This window comes from Shewanella sp. FeAMO, from assembly GCF_053653955.1.
Window position 1 is genome coordinate 4,646,202 of record NZ_CM132201.1, and the last position, 25,146, is coordinate 4,671,347.

The 25,146-nt window shown below is 54.3% G+C and carries 21 protein-coding genes; 9 read left to right on the forward strand and 12 right to left on the reverse strand.

Going from position 1 to position 25,146, the window contains the following annotated elements; translation table 11 throughout:
- Positions 1 to 21 precede the first annotated feature (21 nt).
- The 3 genes from exaC (at position 22) to ACWAU4_RS20780 (ending at position 5,198) form a co-directional block, all read left to right on the forward strand.
- Complete coding sequence (exaC, locus tag ACWAU4_RS20770) at positions 22 to 1,542, forward strand: acetaldehyde dehydrogenase ExaC (protein ID WP_044735443.1); 1,521 nt, start codon at positions 22 to 24, stop codon at positions 1,540 to 1,542.
- A 196-nt stretch (positions 1,543 to 1,738) separates the two neighbouring features.
- Positions 1,739 to 4,603 carry a TonB-dependent receptor plug domain-containing protein gene (locus tag ACWAU4_RS20775; protein WP_025010761.1) on the forward strand — a complete coding sequence of 955 codons (2,865 nt, stop codon included), beginning with the start codon at positions 1,739 to 1,741 and terminating at the stop codon, positions 4,601 to 4,603.
- A 130-nt stretch (positions 4,604 to 4,733) separates the two neighbouring features.
- Entirely contained in the window at positions 4,734 to 5,198 is a 465-nt protein-coding gene (locus ACWAU4_RS20780; protein WP_025010760.1) for a tRNA (cytidine(34)-2'-O)-methyltransferase, read from the forward strand.
- A 1-nt stretch (position 5,199) separates the two neighbouring features.
- Here ACWAU4_RS20780 and ACWAU4_RS20785 read toward each other — a convergent pair whose 3' ends face one another.
- Positions 5,200 to 5,739 (reverse strand): hypothetical protein, encoded by a 540-nt coding sequence (locus ACWAU4_RS20785; protein ID WP_243756806.1) that lies wholly within the window; start codon positions 5,737 to 5,739, stop codon positions 5,200 to 5,202.
- Positions 5,696 to 6,259: a hypothetical protein gene (locus ACWAU4_RS20790; protein WP_025888918.1), complete on the reverse strand. Its 564-nt coding sequence runs from the start codon at positions 6,257 to 6,259 to the stop codon at positions 5,696 to 5,698. The genes ACWAU4_RS20785 and ACWAU4_RS20790 overlap by 44 nt, the downstream gene beginning before the upstream one ends.
- A 291-nt stretch (positions 6,260 to 6,550) precedes the next feature.
- On the opposite strand from ACWAU4_RS20790, the gene ACWAU4_RS20795 reads away from it, so the two are divergent.
- Positions 6,551 to 7,528 carry a hypothetical protein gene (locus ACWAU4_RS20795; protein WP_208125247.1) on the forward strand — a complete coding sequence of 326 codons (978 nt, stop codon included), beginning with the start codon at positions 6,551 to 6,553 and terminating at the stop codon, positions 7,526 to 7,528.
- Positions 7,529 to 7,596: 68 nt separating this feature from the next.
- On the opposite strand, the gene ACWAU4_RS20800 is transcribed toward ACWAU4_RS20795, so the two are convergent.
- From ACWAU4_RS20800 to ACWAU4_RS20815, 4 genes are all read right to left on the reverse strand, one after another.
- Positions 7,597 to 8,970, reverse strand: a complete 1,374-nt coding sequence (locus ACWAU4_RS20800; protein WP_392464443.1) for a M16 family metallopeptidase — start codon at positions 8,968 to 8,970, stop codon at positions 7,597 to 7,599.
- 56 nt (positions 8,971 to 9,026) lie between these two features.
- Positions 9,027 to 10,355 carry a M16 family metallopeptidase gene (locus tag ACWAU4_RS20805; RefSeq protein ID WP_208125249.1) on the reverse strand — a complete coding sequence of 443 codons (1,329 nt, stop codon included), beginning with the start codon at positions 10,353 to 10,355 and terminating at the stop codon, positions 9,027 to 9,029.
- A gap of 127 nt (positions 10,356 to 10,482) precedes the next feature.
- Positions 10,483 to 11,781: an amidohydrolase gene (locus tag ACWAU4_RS20810; RefSeq protein WP_107005796.1), complete on the reverse strand. Its 1,299-nt coding sequence runs from the start codon at positions 11,779 to 11,781 to the stop codon at positions 10,483 to 10,485.
- A gap of 72 nt (positions 11,782 to 11,853) precedes the next feature.
- Entirely contained in the window at positions 11,854 to 12,207 is a 354-nt protein-coding gene (locus tag ACWAU4_RS20815) for a hypothetical protein (protein WP_025888910.1), read from the reverse strand.
- 212 nt (positions 12,208 to 12,419) lie between these two features.
- On the opposite strand from ACWAU4_RS20815, the gene ACWAU4_RS20820 reads away from it, so the two are divergent.
- Complete coding sequence (locus ACWAU4_RS20820; RefSeq protein WP_071238005.1) at positions 12,420 to 14,522, forward strand: putative bifunctional diguanylate cyclase/phosphodiesterase; 2,103 nt, start codon at positions 12,420 to 12,422, stop codon at positions 14,520 to 14,522.
- A gap of 167 nt (positions 14,523 to 14,689) precedes the next feature.
- Here the strand turns inward: ACWAU4_RS20820 and ACWAU4_RS20825 are convergent, their stop codons facing one another.
- On the reverse strand, positions 14,690 to 15,280 hold the full coding sequence (locus ACWAU4_RS20825) for a tRNA-uridine aminocarboxypropyltransferase (RefSeq protein ID WP_025010752.1): 591 nt from the start codon (positions 15,278 to 15,280) through the stop codon (positions 14,690 to 14,692).
- Positions 15,281 to 15,462: 182 nt separating this feature from the next.
- Positions 15,463 to 16,671 (reverse strand): multidrug effflux MFS transporter, encoded by a 1,209-nt coding sequence (locus ACWAU4_RS20830; RefSeq protein ID WP_096142123.1) that lies wholly within the window; start codon positions 16,669 to 16,671, stop codon positions 15,463 to 15,465.
- A 113-nt stretch (positions 16,672 to 16,784) separates the two neighbouring features.
- On the opposite strand from ACWAU4_RS20830, the gene ACWAU4_RS20835 reads away from it, so the two are divergent.
- Entirely contained in the window at positions 16,785 to 17,744 is a 960-nt protein-coding gene (locus ACWAU4_RS20835) for a LysR family transcriptional regulator (protein WP_025888907.1), read from the forward strand.
- A 24-nt stretch (positions 17,745 to 17,768) separates the two neighbouring features.
- On the opposite strand, the gene ACWAU4_RS20840 is transcribed toward ACWAU4_RS20835, so the two are convergent.
- Positions 17,769 to 19,640 carry a methyl-accepting chemotaxis protein gene (locus ACWAU4_RS20840; protein ID WP_345852958.1) on the reverse strand — a complete coding sequence of 624 codons (1,872 nt, stop codon included), beginning with the start codon at positions 19,638 to 19,640 and terminating at the stop codon, positions 17,769 to 17,771.
- 326 nt (positions 19,641 to 19,966) lie between these two features.
- On the opposite strand from ACWAU4_RS20840, the gene ACWAU4_RS20845 reads away from it, so the two are divergent.
- Complete coding sequence (locus tag ACWAU4_RS20845) at positions 19,967 to 20,266, forward strand: hypothetical protein (protein ID WP_025010750.1); 300 nt, start codon at positions 19,967 to 19,969, stop codon at positions 20,264 to 20,266.
- On the opposite strand, the gene ACWAU4_RS20850 is transcribed toward ACWAU4_RS20845, so the two are convergent.
- Both ACWAU4_RS20850 and ACWAU4_RS20855 read right to left on the reverse strand, forming a co-directional pair.
- Positions 20,263 to 21,675, reverse strand: coding sequence for a tetratricopeptide repeat protein (locus ACWAU4_RS20850; protein WP_101059620.1), 1,413 nt, complete (start codon positions 21,673 to 21,675; stop codon positions 20,263 to 20,265). The two genes, ACWAU4_RS20845 and ACWAU4_RS20850, sit on opposite strands and share 4 nt — an antisense overlap.
- Before the next feature lie 43 nt (positions 21,676 to 21,718).
- On the reverse strand, positions 21,719 to 22,423 hold the full coding sequence (locus ACWAU4_RS20855) for a hypothetical protein (RefSeq protein WP_025888906.1): 705 nt from the start codon (positions 22,421 to 22,423) through the stop codon (positions 21,719 to 21,721).
- Positions 22,424 to 22,610: 187 nt separating this feature from the next.
- On the opposite strand from ACWAU4_RS20855, the gene ACWAU4_RS20860 reads away from it, so the two are divergent.
- Positions 22,611 to 23,141: a DUF2780 domain-containing protein gene (locus tag ACWAU4_RS20860; protein ID WP_096142126.1), complete on the forward strand. Its 531-nt coding sequence runs from the start codon at positions 22,611 to 22,613 to the stop codon at positions 23,139 to 23,141.
- 185 nt (positions 23,142 to 23,326) lie between these two features.
- Positions 23,327 to 23,782, forward strand: coding sequence for a tellurite resistance TerB family protein (locus ACWAU4_RS20865; protein WP_028780009.1), 456 nt, complete (start codon positions 23,327 to 23,329; stop codon positions 23,780 to 23,782).
- 22 nt (positions 23,783 to 23,804) lie between these two features.
- Here ACWAU4_RS20865 and yjeH read toward each other — a convergent pair whose 3' ends face one another.
- Positions 23,805 to 25,070 carry an L-methionine/branched-chain amino acid transporter gene (gene yjeH / locus ACWAU4_RS20870; RefSeq protein WP_028780008.1) on the reverse strand — a complete coding sequence of 422 codons (1,266 nt, stop codon included), beginning with the start codon at positions 25,068 to 25,070 and terminating at the stop codon, positions 23,805 to 23,807.
- Positions 25,071 to 25,146 lie beyond the last annotated feature (76 nt).

Sequence of the window (25,146 nt, forward strand, 5' to 3'; positions counted from 1 at the left end):
AACAAGACGAGGAAACTCACCATGATTTATGCCCAACCCGGCACTCAGGGTGCCCTGCTGCAGTTCAAGGATAAGTACGACAATTTTATTGGTGGAAAGTGGCTCGCGCCGGTTGGCGGACAATACTTTGATAACCGTACCCCGGTCACCGGCGAAGTCTTCTGTCAGGCCGCCCGCTCTGACGCCCGGGATATCGAGTTGGCGTTGGATGCGGCCCATGCCGCCAAAGAGAGTTGGGGCAAGACTTCAGTCACCGAACGGGCCAATCTGTTACTGCGCATTGCCGATCGAGTAGAGCAGAGGTTGGAGATGCTGGCAGTGGCCGAAACCTGGGAAAACGGTAAGGCAGTCAGGGAAACCCTCAATGCCGACTTACCCCTGTTGGTGGACCACTTCCGTTACTTTGCCGGCTGTATTCGCGCGCAGGAAGGCAGCGCTGCCGATATTGATGCCACCACGGTCAGCTATCACTTTCCCGAACCTTTGGGCGTGGTTGGGCAGATCATTCCCTGGAACTTTCCACTCTTGATGGCTGCCTGGAAGATAGCCCCGGCACTGGCGGCTGGCAACTGTATCGTACTCAAGCCAGCGGAGCAGACACCGGTTTCCATCATGGTACTGCTGGAGCAGATTCAAGATTTGCTGCCTGCCGGGGTGCTTAATGTCGTCAACGGCTTTGGCGCCGAGGCGGGTCAAGCGCTGGCCACCAGCAAACGCATCGCCAAGTTGGCTTTCACGGGTTCAACCGAAGTGGGTTACCACATACTCAAGTGCGCCGCCGAGTCACTAATCCCCTCGACCGTGGAGCTGGGCGGGAAATCCCCCAACATCTATTTCGCCGATGTCCTGGAACAGGAAGACGACTATCTGGATAAGGCGGTCGAAGGCATGTTGCTGGCCTTTTTCAACCAGGGTGAAGTCTGCACCTGTCCCAGCCGGGTACTGATCCAGGAGTCCATCTACGACAAATTTATCGAGCGGGTCATCGCCAGAGCCCAGGGTATCAAACAGGGAGATCCGCTGGATACCGACACTCAGGTCGGCGCTCAAGCGTCACAGGAGCAGTTTGATAAAATACTCAGCTATCTGGAAATTGGCCGCAATGAAGGCGCCAAAGTACTGCTTGGCGGTCAAGCCAACAATCTGCCGGGCTCCCAGAGTCAGGGCTATTATGTTACCCCGACAATACTCAGTGGCCATAACCGGATGCGGGTATTTCAGGAGGAGATCTTTGGCCCAGTCGTTGCTGTAACCACCTTCAAAGATGAAGCAGAAGCTCTCAGCATTGCCAACGACACTCAGTATGGTTTGGGTGCCGGCGTCTGGACCCGGGATATGAATCGGGCACAGCGGATGGGGCGGGGGATCCAGGCAGGACGGGTCTGGATCAACTGCTATCATGCCTACCCGGCACATGCCGCTTTCGGAGGATACAAAAAGTCAGGTATCGGCCGGGAGACCCACAAAATGATGCTGTCTCACTACCAAAATACCAAGAATCTGCTGGTGAGTTACTCCACCAGTCCCTTGGGTTTCTTCTAAACCAAACACAGTAAAAACAAGCCCGGCTTCTGCCGGGTTTTTTATTACACAAATTTAATACAGTAAATTAACACTTACGAATACAAAACATACCAGCAAATCAACTATTGAAAGAGATTTTTACAAATACTAGTATTGTTTAGCTACAACAAGAAACATAAATAACAATATCTAAACAATTTCATAGGGAGTTGGTATGTTAAAAGAGAAATTGCTGGCGAACGCCATTCGCTTTTCACTTTTTGCAGCAACGGGTTTTGCTTCTCTGGCAGTGGCCTCTCCGGCCATGGCAGAGGAACAAAATGAGCAGCAGATTGAAAAAATCCAGGTAACAGGCTCACGTATTCTGCGTGAAGGTGCGATAGCACCAAGCCCGGTTACCGTAATTTCAGGCGAGTCTCTGATCAAAACAGGGGCCGTGAACATAGGTGAAGCACTCAACGAACTGCCAGCTCTGGCAAACACTTACTCACTGGCCAACTCAGGAAGTTCTATCGGTACTGCCGGTTTGAACTTGCTGGATATGCGTGGCATGGGCGCCTCCAGGACTCTGGTACTGGTCGATGGCAAGCGTCATGTAGCCAGTAGCCCAGGTACTTCTTCTATTGACGTTAACACCATTCCAACCGAGTGGGTTGAGAGTGTTGAAATCATCACGGGTGGTGCCTCGGCCATTTATGGTGCCGATGCGGTTACCGGTGTTGTTAACTTCAAGATGAAGAAGAAGATTGAAGGACTGACAGCCTCAGCCGCCGCCGGTATCGCCGATGACAGCGACTACAATAACCAGCGCTTTAGCCTGGCCTATGGCTCCAACTTTGATAACGATCGTGGTAACGCCGCCATCTCGGTCGAATACGCTCAGCAAGACCGCCTGGAGATGCTGGATCGCGACCAAACCGCTATCTCATGGTCTTCACTGACCAACCCACCCGGTAGTGACACTTACAAGACCCTGTACCAGAATGCCGGTTATTGGGGTATCAGTAATGCAGGTACCGTTGGCTTCTACGGTGGCACCCCAGGTGTTTATACCTTCAAGCCAGATGGCACTCCGGTCGAAGTAGGAACAGGTGAATTCACCGACGGTGTACTCTGTGCCGGTGAAGGCTGTGACTATATCAACCTGCGTCAGTGGGAAGAGCTGCAACCTGAGTTTGATCGTACCACCATCAACTTCAAGGCCAACTACGACTTTACCGATAGCCTGAATGGTTATTTTGAAGCCAAGTGGAGCCGAACCAACGCCACCACTTCAGGGCAGCCGGCGTTCTTCTTCTTCGATCCGGACAACACTCTGGTTACCCGTGATAACCCCTACATCTCTGATGAATTGGGTGCTTTGATGGATCAGGCCGGAGAAGGTTATGTTGTGGTTAACCGCTTTATGACCGATATGGGGCCTCGCGCTGAAGATGACGAGCGTACCACTCAAAGGTATGTGATCGGTCTAAACGGCGTTGTACTGGAAGACTGGGAGATGGAAGCCTATGCCATCTATGGTCAGACAGAGCAGACCCGTACCAACTACAACAACCTGATCTTTGAAAACTTCCAGCAGTCAGTCGATGCCATCCGCGATCCTGTCAGCGGCGAAATCGTCTGTCGTGACGCAGATGCCCAGGCCGCAGGTTGTGTGCCAGTCAATCTGTTTGGCGATGGTGCAGTAACCCGCGAAGCTGCCGACTGGTTCAGCACTACCACTGAAGGTACCGCCAAGATTGAGCAGTATGTCATTGGTGGCTCTATGTCCAACTCAGCCTTGTTTGAACTGCCTGCCGGTATGGTTGGTTTCGCTTCCGGTATCGAATACCGCAAGGAAAAGAGTAAGAGTAAAGAAGATCCATTTGCCGCCACCGGCGCCACCTTCTTCAACGCCCTGCAAAGTGAAGGCGGTGATTTCGATGTCAAAGAAATCTATGCCGAGATCTCTGTACCACTGCTGGAAGACCTGCCTGGTATCCAGAACCTGACGGTTGATGGTGCTATCCGTTACGCCGACTACTCCACTATTGGCGATGCCACCAGCTGGAAGTTGGGTCTGGACTGGACCATCATAGATTCACTGCGTTTACGCTCGACTCTGTCTACCGCTCTGCGTGCACCTAACATTGGTGAATACTATGGTGCCCAAGGCCAGAACTTCTTCAGTGTTGATGATAGCTGTAAAGCCAGTGAGCTGTCGGGTCTGAGCCCGGATCAGCAGGCGATTCGTGCAGCCAACTGTGCCGCTCTCGGTATTCCGGCTGACTTCGATTCCAACTATGACAGCGCCACCCTAGAAGGAGTTTCAGGTGGTAATGACCAGTTGGAGCCTGAAGAGTCTGACAGCTACACTGTCGGTCTGGTTTTCCAGCCTTCATTCGTTGAAGGTCTGGTGATGACTGTGGATTACTGGAACATTGAAATCACAGATGCTATCGCCAATATCTCTGCACAGAATATTATCGATCGCTGCGTGGATTCACCCACAGGTATCAACAACCAATACTGTGACTTGATCACCCGAGATCCCACCTCACACGAGATCACTAACATCACTCAGATTGTACAGAACGTAGCCAAGCAGGAAGCTTCAGGGGTCGACTTTGAAGTCGGCTATGACTTCCCACTATTTGGCGGCGATCTGCGCACCAACCTGCTGGGTACTTATCTGATTGAACGCAACGAGTATCCTTTCCAGGATGATGCGACCGATTTTGAAGAGTATGCCGGCACTCTGGGTGAAGCACAGTGGCAAGGTCAGTTGGTGCTGAACTACAGCTACGACGCCTGGAACCTGAACTGGAAGACACGTTATCTGGACTCGGTAGATCTGTATACACCACAGTTCCGCGCCAACTATGACGTGCCTTACTCCAATGTTATGAGCTATGGTTCATACAGTGTTACAGACCTGTATGCCACCTATGCCATGGATAATGGACTGGAGTTCGGTCTCGGGGTGGACAATGTGTTCGACCGTGATCTGCCAGGCAGCACCACTGGTACAGGTGCAGGCAGTGCCAGCTATGACAACATAGGTCGTTTCTTCTACCTGACTGTCAAATACGAGATGTAAGCGATTACCTCGCCTGAAAAAGCCCCGTAAGGGGCTTTTTACTTTCTAGCGACTTTGCATTCTCACTGAGAGAGTACACTCCTTAGCGGAATGGTATAATGCCCGCATCTGCATGCAATAAGGTAAACCCGTGTTCCACATTGCCCTCTATGAACCCGAAATCGCCCCCAATACCGGCAACATTATCCGTCTCTGCGCCAACAACGGCTGCGAGCTACACCTGATAGAACCTTTGGGTTTTGATCTGGAAGAGAAAAAACTGCGCCGGGCCGGGCTGGATTATGGCGATCTGACCCGAGTAAACCGTTACCCGGATTTCCCGCACTTTCTCGCGGCCATGGCGGGCAAACGCATTTTGGCTTGCACCACCAAGGGCAGCCGGCCACATTCTGAGCTCGAGTATCGGCAAGGTGATGTGCTTTTGTTTGGCCCAGAGAGCCGCGGCCTGCCTCAGGAAATATTGCAGAGCATTGCTGCAGAGCACAGACTGAGGATCCCTATGGTACCCTCCAGCCGCAGCCTGAACCTTTCCAACGCAGTGGCTATCATCAGCTATGAAGCATGGCGTCAACAGGGTTTCAGCGGCGCTAAATAAATCAGCGATGTTGCAGTGAGATGGCTCTGTAGGTTTGATAGCTATCCGAGTCCTCATCCAGATAGTGCAGATTCTGGCGCCAGAGCCAGCCGTCATTGTCGGCTTCGAATAGCAGTTGGATCAGCGCCGGGCGTCCGCCGGACTGCCCTTCACCCAGCAGGGAAAATCCGCTGCCCTGATGGTAAAGAGTGAAAGATTGAAAGCGTTCTTCGGTCACACCGTCAAAGTACCAGAGCCCCACGCTGGGGTCTTGGTCTCTGAACCACCAGGTTTCACTCAGGGGATGGCGTGCCCCTTCACTGACGCTGAGTAACAACTGACGCTTGTCTTTACTGCAGATGGCATCCAGGCTGAGTTGCTTCGGTGTTTGTCTGCTTTGGGCGCCATCCCCCTGCCAATGGCCATTGAGCGCTTCACAGAATTGGCTAAAGGAGGCCTTGCCAGCCCAGGCGGGTTGCCAGGCCAAGGCCAGGGAAATAATAAACAGGCGTAGAAAATCAGAAGAGTTCGATATCGTTGTTGTTTTGCTTGAGATGTTCATCTTGATACTGGCTCAAAGCCTCGTGTAGTGGCATTCCCTGCAGCACAAGATCAAACATTTTGCGTTCACAGTCCAGCGAGTATGTCGACTTAATCGTACGCTGTAACATTTTCCAGGCATGTTCCGAGGTGCGACTATGCTCATCCCGCAGAACTTCTTCAGTCAGCGCCAGCCCGGTCACCACATGGTTGAGCCTTTGTGACAGACGATCATAGAACTGAAAAGCCACTATGCCTTCATTGACCTTACCGGCCAGATGGCGGCCATGATCGCGGATCTCGGCCGGAGTATCCTCCTGAGTTTCCAACCAAGCATTCACCTCACGCAATTGCTCCGCCATGTCGGTAAACAGACTCCCTAAACCGGTGACATTGTGTTCACCGTCAGTCAGGGTCAACTCTATCTGGGCTATCGACAACAACAAGAGTTTTACCGTTTCCGAAATATGCAACCATTGGGCCGAATCGAGTGAATCCAGAGTCGTGGGCGTTTCGAGCTGCTTGTTATCTGTCATGGTCATGGGGATCTCTGTGGCTGAGTGGCAGGCATAAAGAAGTTTAGGACATAAAACGCCTTTTGCCTTTTACCTGGCGCGGCAGGCAAACGGCAACCCGGTGTCGTGACTATGCGTTAGTGCCCGGGGCGTTAGTGCCCGGAAGCTTTTGAACTCCGCCAAATCCCACAGTCGAACCGCACCTGGATCAGAACAAAGTTTCCCGATAAACAAGCCGATAAATTTCTGTTTTCGTAGCAGATCTATTGCACAGTTTCTGCGACAATCAATGCCAATGCTGTTATTGCCGGAGATCTCATGCACAGACTCAAGAGCCGTATCATCAGAGAGTGGGATTTCAACCACAAAGGCTGGTTGCTGGAGGCCGCACGCTTCCTGGCACCGCAGTTATTGGCGCTGACGCTGTGGGACGAGTCAGAGCGTAAGCCGCTGCTGGCCATTTGGCCTACCGAGGCGGACTCCCCCAGCTTGCTGCTGGATCTCACCCAATTTAAGGGGCATCCCCAGGTCTGCCTCTGGCATCAACAACTCACCTTGGTGGATGAAACCGGGCTCTGGATCTGGGATTCGCTGACAGAAGATAAGGCGCAGCACTACCCCTTTGCCAATCCGGATGTGCTTTCCATGACTGTGGAGCAGCAACACTTCCACTTTCTGCCATTGCAGCTTTGCCCGCTGGATGACAATCAACTGCTGCTGCGAATGAGTTCCCCCAATACCCGTAAGGGCCGAGCCATTTCCTGGTTATTTATCAAGGATGATCAGTGTCACTTGGTCAACAGATACAAGGAGCCGGACGAACCTGAGCTCACCGCCTTAAAGCCGGGCAGCCCACACTGGCTGGAAGAGATCCAGGTCTGTGACAGGCAGATTTTCTGCCTCTGTCAGGGGCAGTCTGCAGCGGACAGTCAAGAGACAATATTGGCAGAGTACAGATATGGCCTGCCGGACAGCCTCTTTGGCAAGCTTTCCAAAATGCTCGGCAGTGGTCAGGAAAAAGATCTGCTCTTGCAGTCGTCTCGCCTTCTGGCGCCCGGCAGCGCCCGTTTCAGCAATTGTGGGCCACAGCTGTGGTTAAGAACCAAGGGCAACAATCGCTTCGAGTGTCATCCACTGGCCGAGGATCAAAGCGCCTTTGAACTGGCACTAACCCAGGTTCAAAGTCTCGGTGACATCAAACCGGCCAAGGCTCAGGTCAGCTTTATGGATGACAGGCTGTTTGTCGTGAACGACAAACGCAGGCTGAACTTGTGTGAAGTTCAAGCCCCAAAGTAAAAGCGCGTATGCAGAATGATATAAAAAGCCACCTCAATTGAGGTGGCTGTCTGATTAAGTTGGTCGGGTTAACCGCCGAAACCGACATCCTTGATATCGACCCGGGTCACCTCGCCATACTTGGCCGCTATCGGGGCTATCTTGTCGCCGCTGCCAATCAGCACCATCTGCAACTTATCCTTGGGGAAGTAGCTATCGACCAACTGCTTGGTCTGCGCCAGAGTCAGTCCATCCACCCGTTGCTGGAATTGATTGATATAGGACTCATCAAAACCGTACAGGTACATGTCTGACAGCAGACCGGCCAACTGGCCGCTGGTTTCAAACTTGGGCGGGAACTGGCCTTTGACGTAGGCCTTGGCTGAATCCAGAGTCTGCTGATCTATCCCTTTCTGCCACAGGCGGCTGTAGGTCTTGAGTGCCAAGTCAATGGCTTCCTCTGTAGTAGCCGACTTGGTGAAAGTACTGATCATAAACACCCCTGAGTCACGATAGGGAACGAAACCCGAGCGCGCGCCATAGGTCAAACCGGCATTCACCCTCAGCTCATCGTTGAGCCAGGAGGTAAAACGGCCACCGAGTATGGTGTTGACCACAGTCAGGCCCACATAGTCAGGGTTATCCTGAGTCACACCCAGGCCACCTATGGTGAAGGTGGTCTCTATCGCGTCCGACTTATCCACCAGCAAGACTCGGCTGGCAGACAGAGTCGGCAGCCCCTGCTTGAGGTCAACGGCACGCAGCGATTCACTGTTGCTCCATTGACCGAATGCCGCCTGCAGCTTGGCCTTCATCTGCGCCGGGTCGAAATCGCCCACCACGCTGATAGCGGTATTGGCCGGTTGATAGTAGCCCTTGTGGAAGGCTCTCAGCTGGTTGACCGTCAACTGGGACACAGACTCGCTGGTTCCCGAAGTGGCATTGCCATAAGGATGCTGACCGAAGACCAACTTGTTGAAGTAGCGCCCAATCACGGACTTGGGACTCTCTTTCTCCTGCGCCAGCTCGGCGACTCTGCGACTCTTGAGCTTATCAAACTCGGTGGCATCAAAGTCGGGACGGGTCAGCACATCGGCAAACAATCCCAGCATGGTATCGGCATCTTTGGCCATAAAATCGGCGCTGAGGTAACTGCCCTCACGGCCGGCATCGGCATTCAGACTGGCACCGAGAAAGTCCACCTCCTGCTCTATGCTGGCCTTGGTGCGACCGGCGGCGCCAAGCAACAAGCCCTGAGCCGTCACCTCTGCCACACCGGCTGTGGTGTCATTGACGCTGCCGACTTTCACCACGGCGTTCAGGGTGATCAGCGGCACCTCTTTCTGCGGCATCAGCATCAGCGTCAGGCCGTTATCCAGAGTGACTCTTTCATATGTTGGCAGTACAAAGTGGCCGGTATCCTGGCTCACCTTCACCTGGGTAGACTGACAACCTGAAACCATCAAGGCTGCGGCAATGGCCACGGCGCCCAGAGAGGCCTTGAGAGAAAAAACCTTGCTCATTGATCCGCCTCCTCTTGTGCAGCCAGTACCCCCACAGTGCGGTTGGCACGGCGCAGGTATGTTTCTGCCACCCTTTGAATGTCGGCCACTGTGACCTGATTATAGGCATCCGGTGCCTGGAACAGCTTGTCGAAGCTACCGAAATAAAGTTCGTAGGTGCCCAGGGTGTTGGCCTTGCCATTGATGGTTTCCATACTGCGATAGAAATCCATCAGCTTGATATTTTTGGCTTTTTCCAACTCTTCAACCTTAACACCGTCACGGGCAATACGGTTGACCTCTTCGATCAATGCCTGCTCCAGAGTGGTGGCGCTGACACCTGTGGCCGCCACCCCAAGGATGTACAACAGGTTGGGGTCAAAAGACATGGGCATATAAGTCTCGGCGGCAATCGCCAACTGCTTGTCCACCAAAGCCTTGTAGAGGCGCGAGCTGTTGCCTTCACTCAGAATCGAGGTCAGCAGATCCAGCGCGTAATAGTCTTTATTGGTGGTGGCCGGTACGTGATAGGCCAGCATGATATTGGGCGTGCTGACAGACTCCTTCTTGACGAAGACCCGTCGTTCCCCTTTTTGCAGCGGCTCGACTGTCTTCACCGCCTTGGGTGGCTCTTGCGCCGGGATAGGGCCAAAGTAACGCTGGGCCAGACGCTTGACCTCGGCCAGCTTAACGTCACCGGCAATCACCACAACCGCATTGTTGGGGGCATAGTAGGTCTTGTGATACTGCACCAGATCTTCCAAGGTCCAGGCCGCAATATCAGATTCATGGCCAATCACAGACCAGCTATAGGGATGCGCCCTGAAGGCCACACCTTTTACCTCTTCCTGCAGGGTACGCCAGTTGGAGTTTTCCAGCCCTGTGGTACGCTCGGAGGCAACTACGCCGCGCTCACTCTCTACCATCTCGGCATTGATATCCAACGCCGCAATCCGATCGGCTTCCAGATCAAAAATGGTTTCCAGCGCATTGGAAGGGAACCAGTCGGTATAAACGGTCACGTTTTCAGTAGTGTAGGCGTTGTTGGCGCCACCGGCCGCTTCCATGGTGCGGTCAAACATCTTAGGGCCGTATTTCTTGGAGCCATTGAACATCATATGCTCGAAGAAGTGGGAGATCCCTGTGATCCCGGGCACCTCGTTGCGTGAACCCACCTTCCAAAACAGATACATGTTGGCATTGGGAATGGATGAATCCTCCAATACCATGATTTTCATGCCGTTATTCAGGGTAAAACTCTGAATATCTTCGGCCGTGGTCGCCTGTGTTGTCGCCGCACCAAGAAGGCTGGCTGACATCAGCAGGGCGGTCAGCGTACGCTTCATTGGGTCGCTCCTTGGCTGATTGCTGATTTCAAAAGATCCAATATCGGGTAAAAAAGCACTGTAAATCAAGTAACAAGTGATGCGGAATTGTCAGATTTTGTAAGCAAAATGCTTTATCCCGTACGGTTTATTTGCCGCTTAAGCTGGTGAGTGCCAGTGTGGTCAACGCCTCTACCCCCGTCTTGAACGCTGCTTCATCGGCATAGAAATAGGGGGAGTGATTGCTGGCCGCCGTTGCCGGGTCAGTCCCCTCAGGAGTTACCCCAAGAAAGAAGAAAACCCCCGGGGTTTCTTGCGCGTAGAAAGCAAAGTCCTCAGCCCCTGTGATAAGCCCGGGTTCCACCAGCCTCCCCTTGCCGACCAATTGCTCCAGCAAGGGCCTGACTTCAGCCACCAATTCAGCACTGTTCACCAGCACAGGATAGCCTTGGACTATCTCTGTCTTCGCCTCAGTGCCATTGGCTTGCGCTATCATTTCGGCGGTCTTGCTCAGTTGCCGTTTGATATTGGCCCGGCTCGGCTGATCAAAGGTTCTGATGGTGCCGATAAGCTCAACCTCATCGGGAATGATATTCGAACGTATCCCGCCGTTGATGGCACCAAAGCTCAATACTGCGGGGCCGGCAGTCAAATCCGTGCGGCGGCTGATAATGGTTTGCGAGGCACCGACAATTTGTGCCGCGGCCACTATGGGGTCGGCGCCATTCCAGGGACGGGAGCCATGGGTTTGACGTCCTTTAACCTGGATACTGAAAGAGTCTTCACTGGCCATGGTTGGCCCGCCCCTGAGCCCTATCATGCCTGTTGGGAGATTCGAGGTTACATGCAGCCCAAAAACACGTTCAGGTTTGGCGGCAAACAGCCCCTGCTTCAGCATCAACTCGGCGCCGCCTTCTTCCCCTTCAGGCGCTCCCTCCTCCGCCGGTTGGAAAATAAACATCACCTCACCATGAAGCTGAGATCGCAAGTTGCTCAGGGCTTCGGCCACCCCCATCAAGATAGCCACGTGGGTATCGTGACCACAGGCATGCATGACACCCACCTCTTGCCCACGGTAGTCGGCCTTAACCTTGGAGGCAAAGGGAAGATCCACAGCTTCAGTAACAGGTAAGGCGTCCATGTCGGCCCGAAGAGCGATCAAGGGCCCGGGATAATCGCCCTTGAGCAAGGCAACGACACCGGTATGAGCCACTCCAGTCTGTACTTCCAATCCCAAAGATTGCAGGTGCTCACTGACCTTGGCGGCCGTGCGAAACTCACGGTTGGACAACTCAGGGTGCCTATGCAGATCCCGCCGCCATTCAATCACTTTTGGCTCCAACTTGGCGGCTTGCTGCTGCGCCAGCACAGTAGGGTCGGCAGCGAATACGGCAAATGGCAACAACCAGGCAGGAACCAGGCTCAGTCCCGAGACAAAAGATTTCATAACATCTCCCTGTTAGTCTGAATGGTTTGGACGGCAAGCACTTTAACTTGGGGGCTGAAGTGCAGCTCTGGCTTAAGGTTCTATCTGCTTCTGTTTCAGCTTCTTCATCTTGGGCTCTTCGATCTTGCGTTCTTTGGCCGCCGCCTCTTTGGCTTCCTGCAAATATTTCTGTTCCCGCTGCGCCCTCTCATCAAACTGTTTACTGGCTTTTAGCCTTTGCTCCTCCTGCCATTCACCGGATTGCTGGCGTTTGAGCACCTTCTGTTCCCGCTCGGCAGTTTCCTTGGCTGCGGCCCTGGCTTTTTCCAGTTGTTCCTGCTCCAGACGCCGGGCATCTTCACTGGCTTTTTCACTCAGTTGAGTCAAATCGGCCGCACTCACGCCAAAGGCCAGCAGCCAACTCAGTAACAGTATTAATCTCGCCATAATTCACTCCTGCATGAGAGAGAACAAAAATCCATCTTCCAAGGACTATCACACATTTTTTCACCAGTTTGACCGATAATGAACATTTTTAGCAACAAAACGAAATTTTGATTGAGCCACAGAGTAGATCTGTTTAGTTTTAAAACCAAAGGATTGAAGTATTGACAAAGGGAAGTGGTTCTCAGCGGGAGAACGACAAGGGAGTATCCTGGATGATCCGATGGACACAACTGCTGCAGAGTCTGGTGGCCGACACAAAGCTTGGCCCCCAGTTGCAACTCTGGCGCAGCGATCCACACTCGACACCTCTGGCACTGTTCAGAGGGAGTAAAATTTTCGCAGCCAACCAGGCCGCGCTGGATTACTTCGCCTGTGTCCACCAGGAAATTCTCGATGCCACTCTCTATGACTTTGCCCCCAGACTGCAATTGGGCGGCCAGAGCAGCATAGAGTTGGCGAAAAAACTACTGCAGGCCGCTACGGCTAAGTCCCAGGTGCAGGAGTGGCTGCATCTCAATCGCCACGGCAAAGAACTGCCAACCCGCCTCTACCTGGAACCAGTCAGAATAGACAGTAACAGGATGATCTTGGTGCGTTTCGAAGCCTTGGATCGTCGCCTGGGCCCCAGAGGTGAAGCTCAGGACGTATTTGGCTTGCTGCCCCGCAGCGTATTGGCGGGCATTCTTGAAGAAAGTGCCGAAGCCGTAGTCATCAGTGATACCTCGGGCAAAATCCTCGCAGTCAATCGGGCCCTCTGCCGCCTTTGCGGTTTCAGCCAGGCACAATTGATAGGCCAGCAACTGCAGATCCTCGAAACCGCAAACGACCCCAAACAGAGAGAATGCCGCGCCGCCTTGGCGCAGCGGGACTTCTGGCAGGGCGAGGTCAGCCATACCCGAGTCGATGGCAGTCACTTTCCCGCCTGGCAGAGCAGTCGCAGGTTGCAGACCGAATCCGGTTGTTATCTGGTCACCATCTTCAGCGATATCAGCGAGCGCAAGCAACTGGAGTCTCGCCTGACAGAACAAGCCATGTTCGACATGCTCACCGGACTTCCCAATCGTCGTCATATGAAGCGCAAACTGCGCCAGGCCCTCAGCGCCAGTCGCGAAGCAGCCAACCAAGGAAAACCAACCACAGGTGCCTTAATGTTTCTGGACCTCAACGGCTTCAAACATGTCAACGACAGCTTTGGTCACTCCATGGGTGACAGAATACTGCAATTGGTCGCCGCCAGGCTGGAAGCCGGTTGCATAGAGAGAGCCGACATAGCCCGCATGGGCGGTGATGAATTTACCTTGGTGTTACAGCATTGCCGCGACAGAGAAGATATCTACCGTTTCGCGCAGCAGATATTGGCCCTGTTCGAGACGCCGTTTGAGTTGGAAGGACAGAAATTCTACCTGGGTACCAGTATAGGTATCAGCCTGTTTGGCGACCGAGAGATAGATCCCTCCGAGCTGCTGAGCCAGGCCGACACCGCCATGTACAGTGCCAAACGCAGCGCCAGCCATATCAATTTCTATGACAGCTCCATGAGTGAGGCCGCCGAACATAAACTCAAATTGCTCGGCGATCTGCGTCATGCCTTGGGGCTGGGGCAACTGAGCCTGTTTTACCAACCCATAGTCAGGCTCAAGGATAACCGCATGGCCGGCGCCGAAGCACTGCTGCGCTGGCACAAGAGTCCACACGAACTACTGGAAGCGGCCGATTTCGTGCCCTTGCTGGAAGAAACCGGTCTAATAGTCACTGTCGGCAACTGGGTGTTGGAGCAAGCCTGCCGGCAACTGGCGCTTTGGCGGCAACAGGACAACGACTTTATTATTTCGGTCAACGTGTCGCCGCTGCAACTGGAGCACCTGGACTTTTACCAGCAGGTAAAATCGGCGCTGCAACATCATCAGCTTCCCGCCGAAGCACTGATTTTGGAGATCACAGAATCGGCACTGCTGGGCCATCCACGCCAGGCCAAACAAACCCTCAAACAACTCAGGGAGCTGGGGGTCAGAATCGTCCTCGATGATTTCGGTACCGGGCTGTCATCACTGAGCCGTTTAGGCAGCCTGCCCCTGGATGGGCTGAAAATTGCCGGTGAATTTGCCGAACAGCTGGAGCATCAGAAAGGCAAACGTCTGTGTCAGGCCATAGTGCAGCTGTCACAGGCACTGGAGCTCAAGTTTGTTGCCGAGGGAATAGAAACGGCCGATCAAAATGATATGGTGCGGCAGATGGGTGACGGGCTGGCACAGGGGTTCTTTTTCGGTTATCCCTTGCATCCAGAACAGTTTGCCCTGGCACATTTTCAGCTTTAGTCAGCGGAGTGAACAGGACTGCCGGCAACAGAGTCATTCTGCTACCACTCCCCTGCAAAAGCGGTAAGCCGACAGTCCCACTCCATCATCAGGGATGATGTACGCTAATTAAAACCGGATTAGCTTATAAATGTCGTGATCTACACGAAATTTTCGCTACCGCTTACTCAATACCGCTCCCGCACCTTGGCCGGCATCCGTCGCAGCCGCTGCGCCACCAGCTCAGCCAGTAACCCATGCATAGGCGCCACATCCAGCCCAGGCTCCAACTGAGACAGGGCCGCTGCTGCCGCCTCGAGTGTCGACAGGCTATCGCTGCGGCTGGCCTTGCGAATACGATACGCTGTCGGCGCCGTCAGTGACAAATGCTTTTGGGGCAAGGCCTGTAACCAAGGGTTAAGTCGATACATTTTCAAGGTCTTACGCCAGGTGCCATCCAGCAGGATAAGCCGTACCGCTTCAGATGATTCAGCCGCCTGTAATAGCTGACTCTCATCAGAGGGATAGAGTAAGAAAGTCGGCATGCTATTCCTTGTCAGTTCGGCTCTCAGCTCGGCAAAGTCCGCCTCGGTTTCGCCCACTACCACTCTGGTGCTCGGCACCGCCAACTGCAATAAACGCACGCTGTTCTTGGCATGTTCCACCTCGGAGGGATGCTGCAATACCAACAGCCGGCTGCGTGGAGATATAGCAGACACGGCCCCGCAAACACAGGCCGTTTGCGGGTAACCACATTGTTCACAGTAAGGGCGCGACATAGGTCTTCTCTATCAGAGATTCAACACTTTTAAGACTGCGGACCTACCACAGCGCCAGCTATGGTAACACAACCCCTGCCAGCAACCGGCATTGCCCCCATGCACCACCCTGGCACTAAAAAAATGCCCGCGGCAGCGGTCAACTGCAACGGGCCAAGGGTGATGCTTAAATCTGTTAAAACTCAGTGATGCGCAAACTGCTGCTCCTGATGCCAGGCATTGAAACGACGCTGGGCCATGATCAGCAGCAGCACCATAGACAGGCTGCCCATCACCAGGGTCACGGCGAATGGCGCACTGAGGTCGGTTTGCTGCACCAGACCGGCCAGTAAAGAGGCGCCGCTCATCTGAATACAACCGAGCAAGGCTGCCGCAGTACCGGCACGCTCGCCGAAGGCCGCCAACGCCATACTGGTTGCCGGACCCAACAGGAAGGCGAATCCGACACACAGCAACATCATGGGCAACATAAAGCTCATGGCGGCAGCCATACCTTGTTGAGGGCCATAGATCTGCAGTACAGGTTGCATCGCGGCAGAAGCCAGCAGCAACCAGAGCGAAAACACAACGGTCGTGCGATTTCCAAGGCGTTTGGTGACCACTGGCGCGGCAAAACAGGCAATAATGTTCACCAAGGCGTTGAGTCCAAACAGGCCACTGAATGCCAGCTCTGACATACCCAAATGATCAATCAGCCACACAGGTGCGTAGGACACATAGCTCAATATTGAGGCCATACCCGCCATGCAGCAGAAGGCATAAAACAGGAAGTGGCGTTCAGCCAATACAGGCTGATAGCGACCCCAGCGGTACAGCGGCCCACTGCTGACGGTATTCTGCGGCCGGGTTTCTGGAAAACGCATACTCACCAGCAGCAGGATCACCAAGCCGTAAACAGCCATCAGTCCAAAGGTTGAACGCCAACCGAATTGCATCGCCATCACGCCACCAAGCGTTGGCGCCAGTGCGGGGATGACGCAAATCGCGCCGTTGAGATAGCTGTAGATACGGGAACTTTCAGCCGGTGCGTAACAGTCACGCACTGCACTGAAGACGACAATAGAAGTGGAGCAAGCTGCCAACCCCTGCAATACCCTGGCAATCTGTAACCATTCGAACTCCATGGCAACCACAGCCAACAGCGCACTGAGCACATAGAGAGAAATCCCCCCCAATGCCACAGGCCTGCGGCCAAATCTGTCAGCCAAAGGGCCTATGAGGATCTGCCCTACCCCCATGGCGAACAGGAAAAGCACCAAAGTAGACTGGACTTCGCCGGCACTGACACCATATTCAATCGCCATAGTCGGCAAAGAGGGCAAGTAGATATCGATAGCCAGTGGGCTTAACAGCACCATGGCCATCAGCATAGGCAGGAGGTTTTTTGCCATAGGTTGTCGTTCAATCCTGAGTGAAAACTGAGATGGGGCACATTCTAATGAACTGGTGGTATGAAAAGAAATGATATAATCTCACAACATAATTTCCTCTGAGGAATATCAGGGTGAATCTGGATAATCTGGCCCGTATCGACCTCAACCTGTTGGTCATGTTGCAGGTGCTGCTGGAAGAGCGCAGCGTGACCCGCGCCGCCAATCGGCTGCACCTGAGTCAATCTGCATTGAGCAAGAGCCTCAACCGCCTGCGCGACATGTTGGGCGATCCTTTGTTTCAGCGCACCGCCCACGGCCTCAAGCCGACGGCTCACGCCGAACAGTTAGCGCAACATCTGCCTATCGCCTTACAGAGTCTGCATCAACTGACCCAACCTCCCGTATTTACCCCGGCCAGCAGCAACCGGCAGTTTTCGCTCACCATGGTAGAAAGCGCCTATGAAACTCTGCTGCCCAGTTTTATCGGTCGCTTGCTCAGCAACGCCCCTAATGTCAGGCTCGACTCCTATGTCTGGACCGAAAAATCCATGCAGGCACTGCAGCAGGGGCAGATAGATTTGGGAATTTCGGGAAGGGATCTGCAGCCCAGCTCCAGCTTTCACTTCAGCCAGTTGCCGGAAGGGATCCTGTATCAAACTCTGTTTCAGGATCATCAAGTGTGTCTGGTGCGCGAAGGGCACCCGGCGCTGCAAGCTCAAAAAAACAAGGTCTGGGATCTGGCTGCCTACCTGGCGCTGCCCCATGTACAGGTGCGTTGTGAGGGTAATGATTGGTGGGCGCTGGACTACTTTCTGGCGGATCTCGGTCATCATCGCCGCCTCAGTGCTACAGTGCCCGACTTCTACGGTGCTGCCAGTATTTGCGCTCACAGTGACTTGGTGTTTACCCTGCCATCCAGTTTTGCACTGCACGCCTGCAAGCTTTACTCGCTGCAGCAATTGCCACTGCCGATAGACTTTATGCCCATGGCTTATGTGTTGCTCTGGCATGAGCGCAATAATGACGACCCAGGCCACCGCTGGATGCGGCAGCTGATAGGTGACAGCATGAGCAGTAAAAAGACCGCCTGAGCAGCGGTCTTGAGTTAAACGTGATTAGAGCACGAAGGTCGCGACCTTGGCATTGAGATCGGTCGCACGCACCTTGAGCGCCTTGGCGTGCTCAAGGTCGTCCATGGCGGTGGTGGTGATCTCATCGGTAACGTCCTTGATGGCCGTGGTGTTTTGGGTAATCTCCCCCGTTACCTGAGTCTGCTCTTCCGCCGCCGTGGCTATCTGCCCGGCCATATCGGATATCTGCGCCACTGCAACGGCTATCTCTTCCAGCGCCTTACTGGCCTCTTCGGCATCGCCGACACTGCGGCCTGCCATCTGGCGGCTGTTTTCCATGGAGGCTACCGCCCTGGCAGTGGTTTGCTGCAATGCCTCTATGGTGTCGTGGATTTCGGAGGCCGAATCCTGAGTACGCTGAGACAGAACCCTCACTTCATCGGCCACCACGGCAAAGCCGCGCCCTTGTTCGCCGGCGCGTGCAGCCTCGATGGCGGCATTCAACGCCAACAGATTGGTCTGTTCGGCCACCCCTTGAATTGCGGTGAGAATACCGCTGATAGCCTGGGCATGACGATTGAGCTCATTGATCACTTCGGTGGTTTGGCCTACTTCCTCGGCCAGTGAATGTATCGAGTCTCGGGTCTGCAGTACCAGACTCTTACCCTGCTGCGAGCTGCAGGAAGATTGCTGCGCTGCAGTAGCGGTCAACTCGGCGTTGGCGGCAATCTCCTGAGTGGCACTGGCCATCTCGGTAACTGCGGTAGCCACCATGGTTACTTCCTGCTGCTGCCTTTGCAGTTCAACAACCGAGCTCTGGGTAGTATTCAACCCCCGCTCGGCATCCAGATCCAGTTCGGCCGCCAACTGACGTATATGGCTTATCAGTTGATGCTGGGCCGAGACAAAGCGGTTAAAGTTGTCGGCCAGCTCGGCCACTTCATCACTGCTGTCGACCGTGATCCTTTGGGTCAGATCGCCATTGCCGTCGGCAATCCGTGCCAGCGCCTGGGATACCCGCCCAAGCGGAGCCAACAAGAGTCCAAGAAACCAAGAGATAGCCGCCGTGCTCACCAGCAGCACAAGCGCCGCCAAGCCAACCTGGGTCCAAAGCAATTTGCCGAGCGGTGCTTCAAGCGTTGCCTTATCCAGCAGCAGCAAGAGCTGCCAGTCAGTATCCGGGATGGCCGTTGCCCAAACAAGTTTATCCCGACCATCGGCATCAAAATACAGGGATTGCAACTGCGCCGTTTTTTGAATGTTGGCCAGAATGCCCGCACCGAGATCATCATCAATTTCGGCAACCGGACGCATCGCCTTGCTGCCATCCTTATAAGCGATTACGGTACCGTCGTTATGCATCATGACGGCAAAACCCGCGGCCGGGATCGCCATGCTGTTAACCTCGGCCACCAGAGTATCAATTGCCAAGTCGCCACCTATCACCCCTTTGGCGGTTGGCTGCGCCAAAGAGACCACCTGAATACCATAGCCACTGTCGATATAGGGTTTGGTGATAATGGCCCGGCCTTTGGCCATGGCATCCTGGTACCAGGGACGGCTGCGGGGATCGTAATGACTGTTGTCCACGCTGGGATCGGCATCCTGCATTTTGCCGTCACTGCCACCGAAGTAGACAGACTCCAGCTTGCCGGCCGCCCTGGCCTGCTGCAGTGCAGGCACAAAGTCATCACTTATATATTCCTGCAAGGATGAAACCACGTTGGTGCGAATCGCCAACCACTCGGTGACACGCTGTGCCTGCATATCACCAATACGCTTTAACTCTTGCTGGCTGGCTTGCAACAGTTGTGTTTTTTGAGTGCTGTAGCTTTGCCAGGAAAGCAGAGCCACAACCAGAGTCAATGCCAGTACCACACACACCAGCAACTTGTGTTTCAATGAGCGGAGTTTCATCTTCAGCGGGGTCCGATATTTGAGAAAAGGCCGACAACCATCGGAGTAGCGACCTACAGCTTTGTCGAAATGATCGCATATTCTGCTGATTTGACTGAGTGATAGTTCACAATTAGTTGAAAAACAGGTCAAAATTGCAACAAAAACTCTGGCTTTTGGGTTTTAAACCACAGTTGATGAATAATTATTTATTCGGGGAACTCCTGCCTCTTAACGCTTTCTTAATAAAGTCGTATTAAACATGATGAATAATGAAGCAGATTTAACGTGACCTGAGCCAGGGATGGGGTCACACTTGGACCCAAGCAAAGACCGGAGGAAGAAAGATGTACCGACAATTTGCGCAGAGTCAGCCACTCAATCCCAGAACCTTGGCGGGAGCATTGCTGAGTCTCAGTGCCTTTAGCCTGGCACTCTTGCTTATGCCCCTGGTGTTGATCCTGGCGGCAACGACACTCCTGTGTTTGAGCCTGTTTGGCCGCAGCTATTTGAAACGCCAGTTGGCCAGCATTCACCAATGCCGCCAAAGAGGCAGACAAAGAGATCTCTACGACCTGGATCCCAACCTGTGCCGGGATTCAGGCTTGAGCCCAAGGGGCCGTATCATAGAGCACGAACCGGACTAATCGGCGAGCAGTTCCTGTGCCCGTTTCAGGGCACGCCGCTCATCTGCCGATTGGCTCAGCTGCAATACATTCTCAACCTGTTGTTGCAGTGACTGCCACAAGGGGCCTATCACCTCCAGTTCACGCTCATCGGCGCGCTCTCGCGCCAGACGCAACCAAGCAACAGCCTCCACTACGTCTATACGTCCAAGGCAACCATCGGTCAGGGCTATCGCCAATTCAATCATGGCGGTCACACTGTGGCCATAGCGGATAACCTGTCTTAAATAACTTTCGGCCTGAGACAGATCCGAGCCAAATGCGGTGTCATCGTTGAGCATATGCTGCGCCCGCGCCAACATGGCATCCAGTTGTCCCTGCTCTGCCGCTTCGGCCAACCATTGTTCACTGGCACCTGGGTCTGCTTCACAGCCTTCGCCACGGGCCAACATCAGGGCTAGGTGGTATTGAGCGTGGGGATCGCCGGCTCTGGCCGCCCGGGTTATGTGTTCAAAGGCTTGTTGCAGCTCGCCGCGTTGATAACAGAGCACCCCGAGATTGGCCATGGCCTCAGATTGTTCGTTGGCGGCAGCAGCACTGAGGAAACGTTCTGCCTCGATTTCATCTTTAGCCAGCTCACCACTGCCCACCAGATAGAAGTAGCCCAAGAGCGCCATAGCGTCGGTCACGCCGGCCTCAGCGGCTTGGCGAATAGCCTGCTGTCCGGTAGCAAGATCAACATCACCACTGTAGCCATGAATAAGGGCCACTCCGTGTTCAAACAACGCCTTGGGTTCAGTTGGCGCCGCCTCGGCAAACCAGTGTGCCGCCTTGGCCAGCATTCGCGCCGAGTCACCCGTGAGCGGTTCGTCGGCCTTATCTTGCAGGGCCTGTTCCTGGCCACGGGCAATCAGGGCTCGATTCTTGAGCGCCATACCCAGCAGATATTGCGCCTCGGCATCATCCTCCATCACGGCCCGATAGCAGAGCTCGCGTCCGGCCTGCAGATCAAAGTCATCGAAGTGGTACTCTGGCGCTTCCCGGCCCTTCAGCCTGGGGTAGGCCAGTTCCATCAGTTTCAACAGATCGCCGATGGCCTTTTTAGCCAGTTGCAGCAGTTGCGTTTCTGTGAGGTGGAACTTTTCCGGATGGGCGCCGCGGTTGCCATCGGCCCTCAGCCTATGCAGCGCCCGGGTGATGCGCACATCGATCAGCCGCTGGCGATTGAGCTGTTCGATACGATCATAAAGGTTGGGGCTGTCAAAACTGAGCTTGGCCGGTGCGGCCAACAGCTCAGTCAATCTGTGGGCAAAGCTGCGAACATGCAGCAGTGCCTGGGTTGGCACGTCCTGCACATAGCGCTTGGCAGTCCGGTATTCCCGGGCCAAGTCTTCCGACACACTGGCTATAAAGGCAACATCATCCAGCACAGTCTGACCTCACAGAGCCGCTTGAGCGGCTAGCAAAGAAGATTCAAGCTCGGCCCTTACGGGCAACGCGATAGAGGCGGAACAAGGCTACATTGACGAACAAACCAATGAAAGCCACAAAGGTATCCACTACCAACTGCAGTGGCATACCACCAGCCTGTCCCAGTTGCGACAGCACACTGCCGATGAGAAGCAGCGGAAAATAGCTCAGCAGTACCAAGATTGTCGTGCCGGTGAGCCCGCTACTGAACTCAAAACTGGCCTTGATAGCCTGCAACGGGCTCATGCGCTCGACCACTACCATAAAGTTAACAAAGGCCAGGCGGGCAAACAGATACAGGCTGATCCCCATCCCCAGGATCCAAATAGGCCCTATGGCCGCCAGGATCATGGTCGGCGCCGCGATCGCCATTCCGGAGAACACTCCGGCCAACATCAGCCCAGGCACAAATGCCAGACTGGATTTCAACACCTGGCCAGTACTGGGCTGCATGCCTTCGGTACGCAGCTCCATAAATAGCGTCAACGCCGCGATAAGCACTGAGAAGATCACCATCAAGGCGATCACTGCCAGCATATGAGGAGTGCCGAACTGCGGATTTTCAGGATCGGCATTTAGCAGCTCGGCACCGAGCCACATTTGAATACCCACCTGCAACAGTAGTAAGGGAACGGTCAGCATCGCCAGCTGAACGATATGATTACGGAAGAAGTTATAAGCTTCGGTCAGGATGGCAGACAGAGACATGCAGCTTTCCCAAAAAGGTTGTAATTAAAGGATCAAGATAGACGCCAAGGATACCCAAATTCACGCGCCAATGCACAAATGAAATACAGCAAAACGACCGCCTGTCACGCAAAAGCCGTGCATCGACGCCAGAGATAAGACTAGAATATGGCCCCAGAAGACCTTTTATTTGCACAGGAAAGCAGAAATGAAAGCTTATATCACTGCAGCCGTAATCGTGGGATCACTGTTGGCGGCCCCAGCGCAGGCCGGTTGGTTCGACAAACTCACCAGCAACACCCAGACACAAGCCGATACGGCCACCAATACTCAGACCGCCACTCAAAACAGTGAGCTGGTTGGCACCGTGATGTCACAGCTGGGTCTGACTCAAACCCAGGCCGAAGGTGGCCTTGGCAGCCTGCTCGGACTGGCCAAGACTTCATTGGGGCAAGAATCTTTCTCTCCCATTGCCGACAGCATTCCCGGTATTGATGGCTTGCTGGCCGCAGCGCCCAAGCTGGATGGCACCTCAGGGATGACGGGCCTTTTGTCAAAAGCCGGCGACCTGGGTAACTCTCTACAGGGCAGCGCCATGGTCTATGATGCCTTTGCCAAACTGGGGATCTCCAAAGAGCTGGCTGCGCCCATGATAGATATAGTCAAAAACTACCTGCAAAGTAGCGGTGGCGAAGGCACAGCCGATCTCCTGGTCAAGGGGCTGGGCTCACTGCTGTAAAGCGGTTCACACTATCAAAGGGGAACCCGCGGCCGCTGATGGCGTCTAAAAAATGTGGCCGCCCGGTTAAAGCGCGCATCGGCAAGGCTGGTTTTCACCCTGCCCAAGCCGCAAACCGCGCGGCCCGACACTCCCAGAGCCAACAGGGTTAACCCCAACACTGAGCCAACTGACAAGAGAAGCCTATGATCGCCAAACTCAAGCAGTTTTTGAATGCCCATCAGCAGAGTAAATCCCCGCAGGAACAACAGAAACAACTGGAATTGGCAGCCGCCAGCATGTTGTTGGAAGTGGTTTATGCCGATGAGGAGATGTCCGGCACCGAGGCCCAGCTGTTACCCGAACTTCTGGAACAAACGCTGGGTATAGCCGCCGAAGCGGCGGCCGAGCTGATAGTTGAAGCGAAACAAAGCCGTCACGATGCCACCTCACTGTTTGAGTTCACCTCTGCCATCAATGATAGCTTTACCCTTGAGCAGAAGCAGCAGCTGATCCTGGCGATGTGGCGTGTAGCCTATGCCGACGGCGAACTGTGCCGCTACGAAGACCAGATCATTCGCCGCTGTGCCGACCTGCTGTATCTCAAACACTCTGAGCTGATCCAGCTGCGCAACCAGGCCATGACTGGCAACTCAGACTGAACCCGCCTTTTATTGCACGCTTTTATTGCATAGGGATCACCGGCGGCAATTGGCGTTTCTGCCACTGCTGTTGCAGTGTCAACAACACAGCCAGCACACAGAGCAACCCCAGGGCGTAAGCCATGGCGCTGCCGAGTGCAAACGCCAGCAAGACACAAAGCGCGCAGCTTAGCAGTACCAAAGGCAGGTAGCGTTTGCTCAGCAAGCGAATGGCTGCCAGCATGGACAAGAGATAGATCACCACAAAGACCCCGTTACTCCAGGCAATAAGCTGCTCAAGCTGTTGGCCTGAAATATAGGTCAGCACTATCACCAGCCCCATCACACCCAGCACGGCCGACAAGGCTCTGACCGGTACCTGATAACTGTTACGCTCACGGAACCAGGCCGGCAATATCCCCTCGGTACTGAAGCTCCAAAGCAGCCGCGATACACTGGCGGCATAAACGTTAACCGCCGCCAGACCACTGGCAATACCCAGCACACCTATCACCTGAGCACCGTATCCGCCGAGCAGGGTATCGAATGCGCCTATCATGGCGACCTTGGTATCCACTTCCACCAGCAATAACAGCAAGGTACAGGCCAAATAAACCGCGCCGACCAAAATCACCCCTATCACCATGGCGGGGATCAAGTCCCGATCCGGGCGCCGAAAATCGTTGGCCAAGTGGGTCATGGCCTCCACACCGAGGAAACTCCAGAAGGCGATGCCTATCGCCAGCATCACGCCGTCATAATCGGGAGTGGAATGAGCAGTCAAAGACACCAATTCACCGGCCTTGGCACCACCGGCGCCGAACATCATTACCACCACGGCCACAATTCCCAGTGTCAGGGCAAATTGCGCCTTGGCAGAAACCTGAATCCCCCTGAGATTGAGTAGCCAGAGCCCGAGCAGAACCAAGAGTTCGCAGCCCACCTGAACCCAGCCGGACACGGGAACCAGCGCATTAACGAATTGGAAAGTCATCAAAATGGCGGCGGGCGCACCGATAGGCACAGCCATCAAAAAGCTCAGGCCTATGGTGCGGCCCAGAGTACGGCCAAAGGCTCGTTCGACAAAATAAGCCGGCCCGGCGGCGTGAGGGAAACGACTGGCCAGACGGGCAAACACCAGGGTCACCGGAATAATGGCCAGGGTCAGCAAAGCCCAGGCCAACAAGGCGCCACTACCGGCTTTGGCGACCGTCATCTGCGGCAAAATAAACACCCCGGTACCCAACAATGTGGTGGCCATTAAGCCGGCGCCCTGCCAGCGTCCTATGGTTCCTGTAACTTGATTCATCTGCTAAATTATCAGTATCTTGAATGGCGCCAGTATAGTCGTTCTCCGGCAGACTTTCTGTCATTCGTTTCCGTCA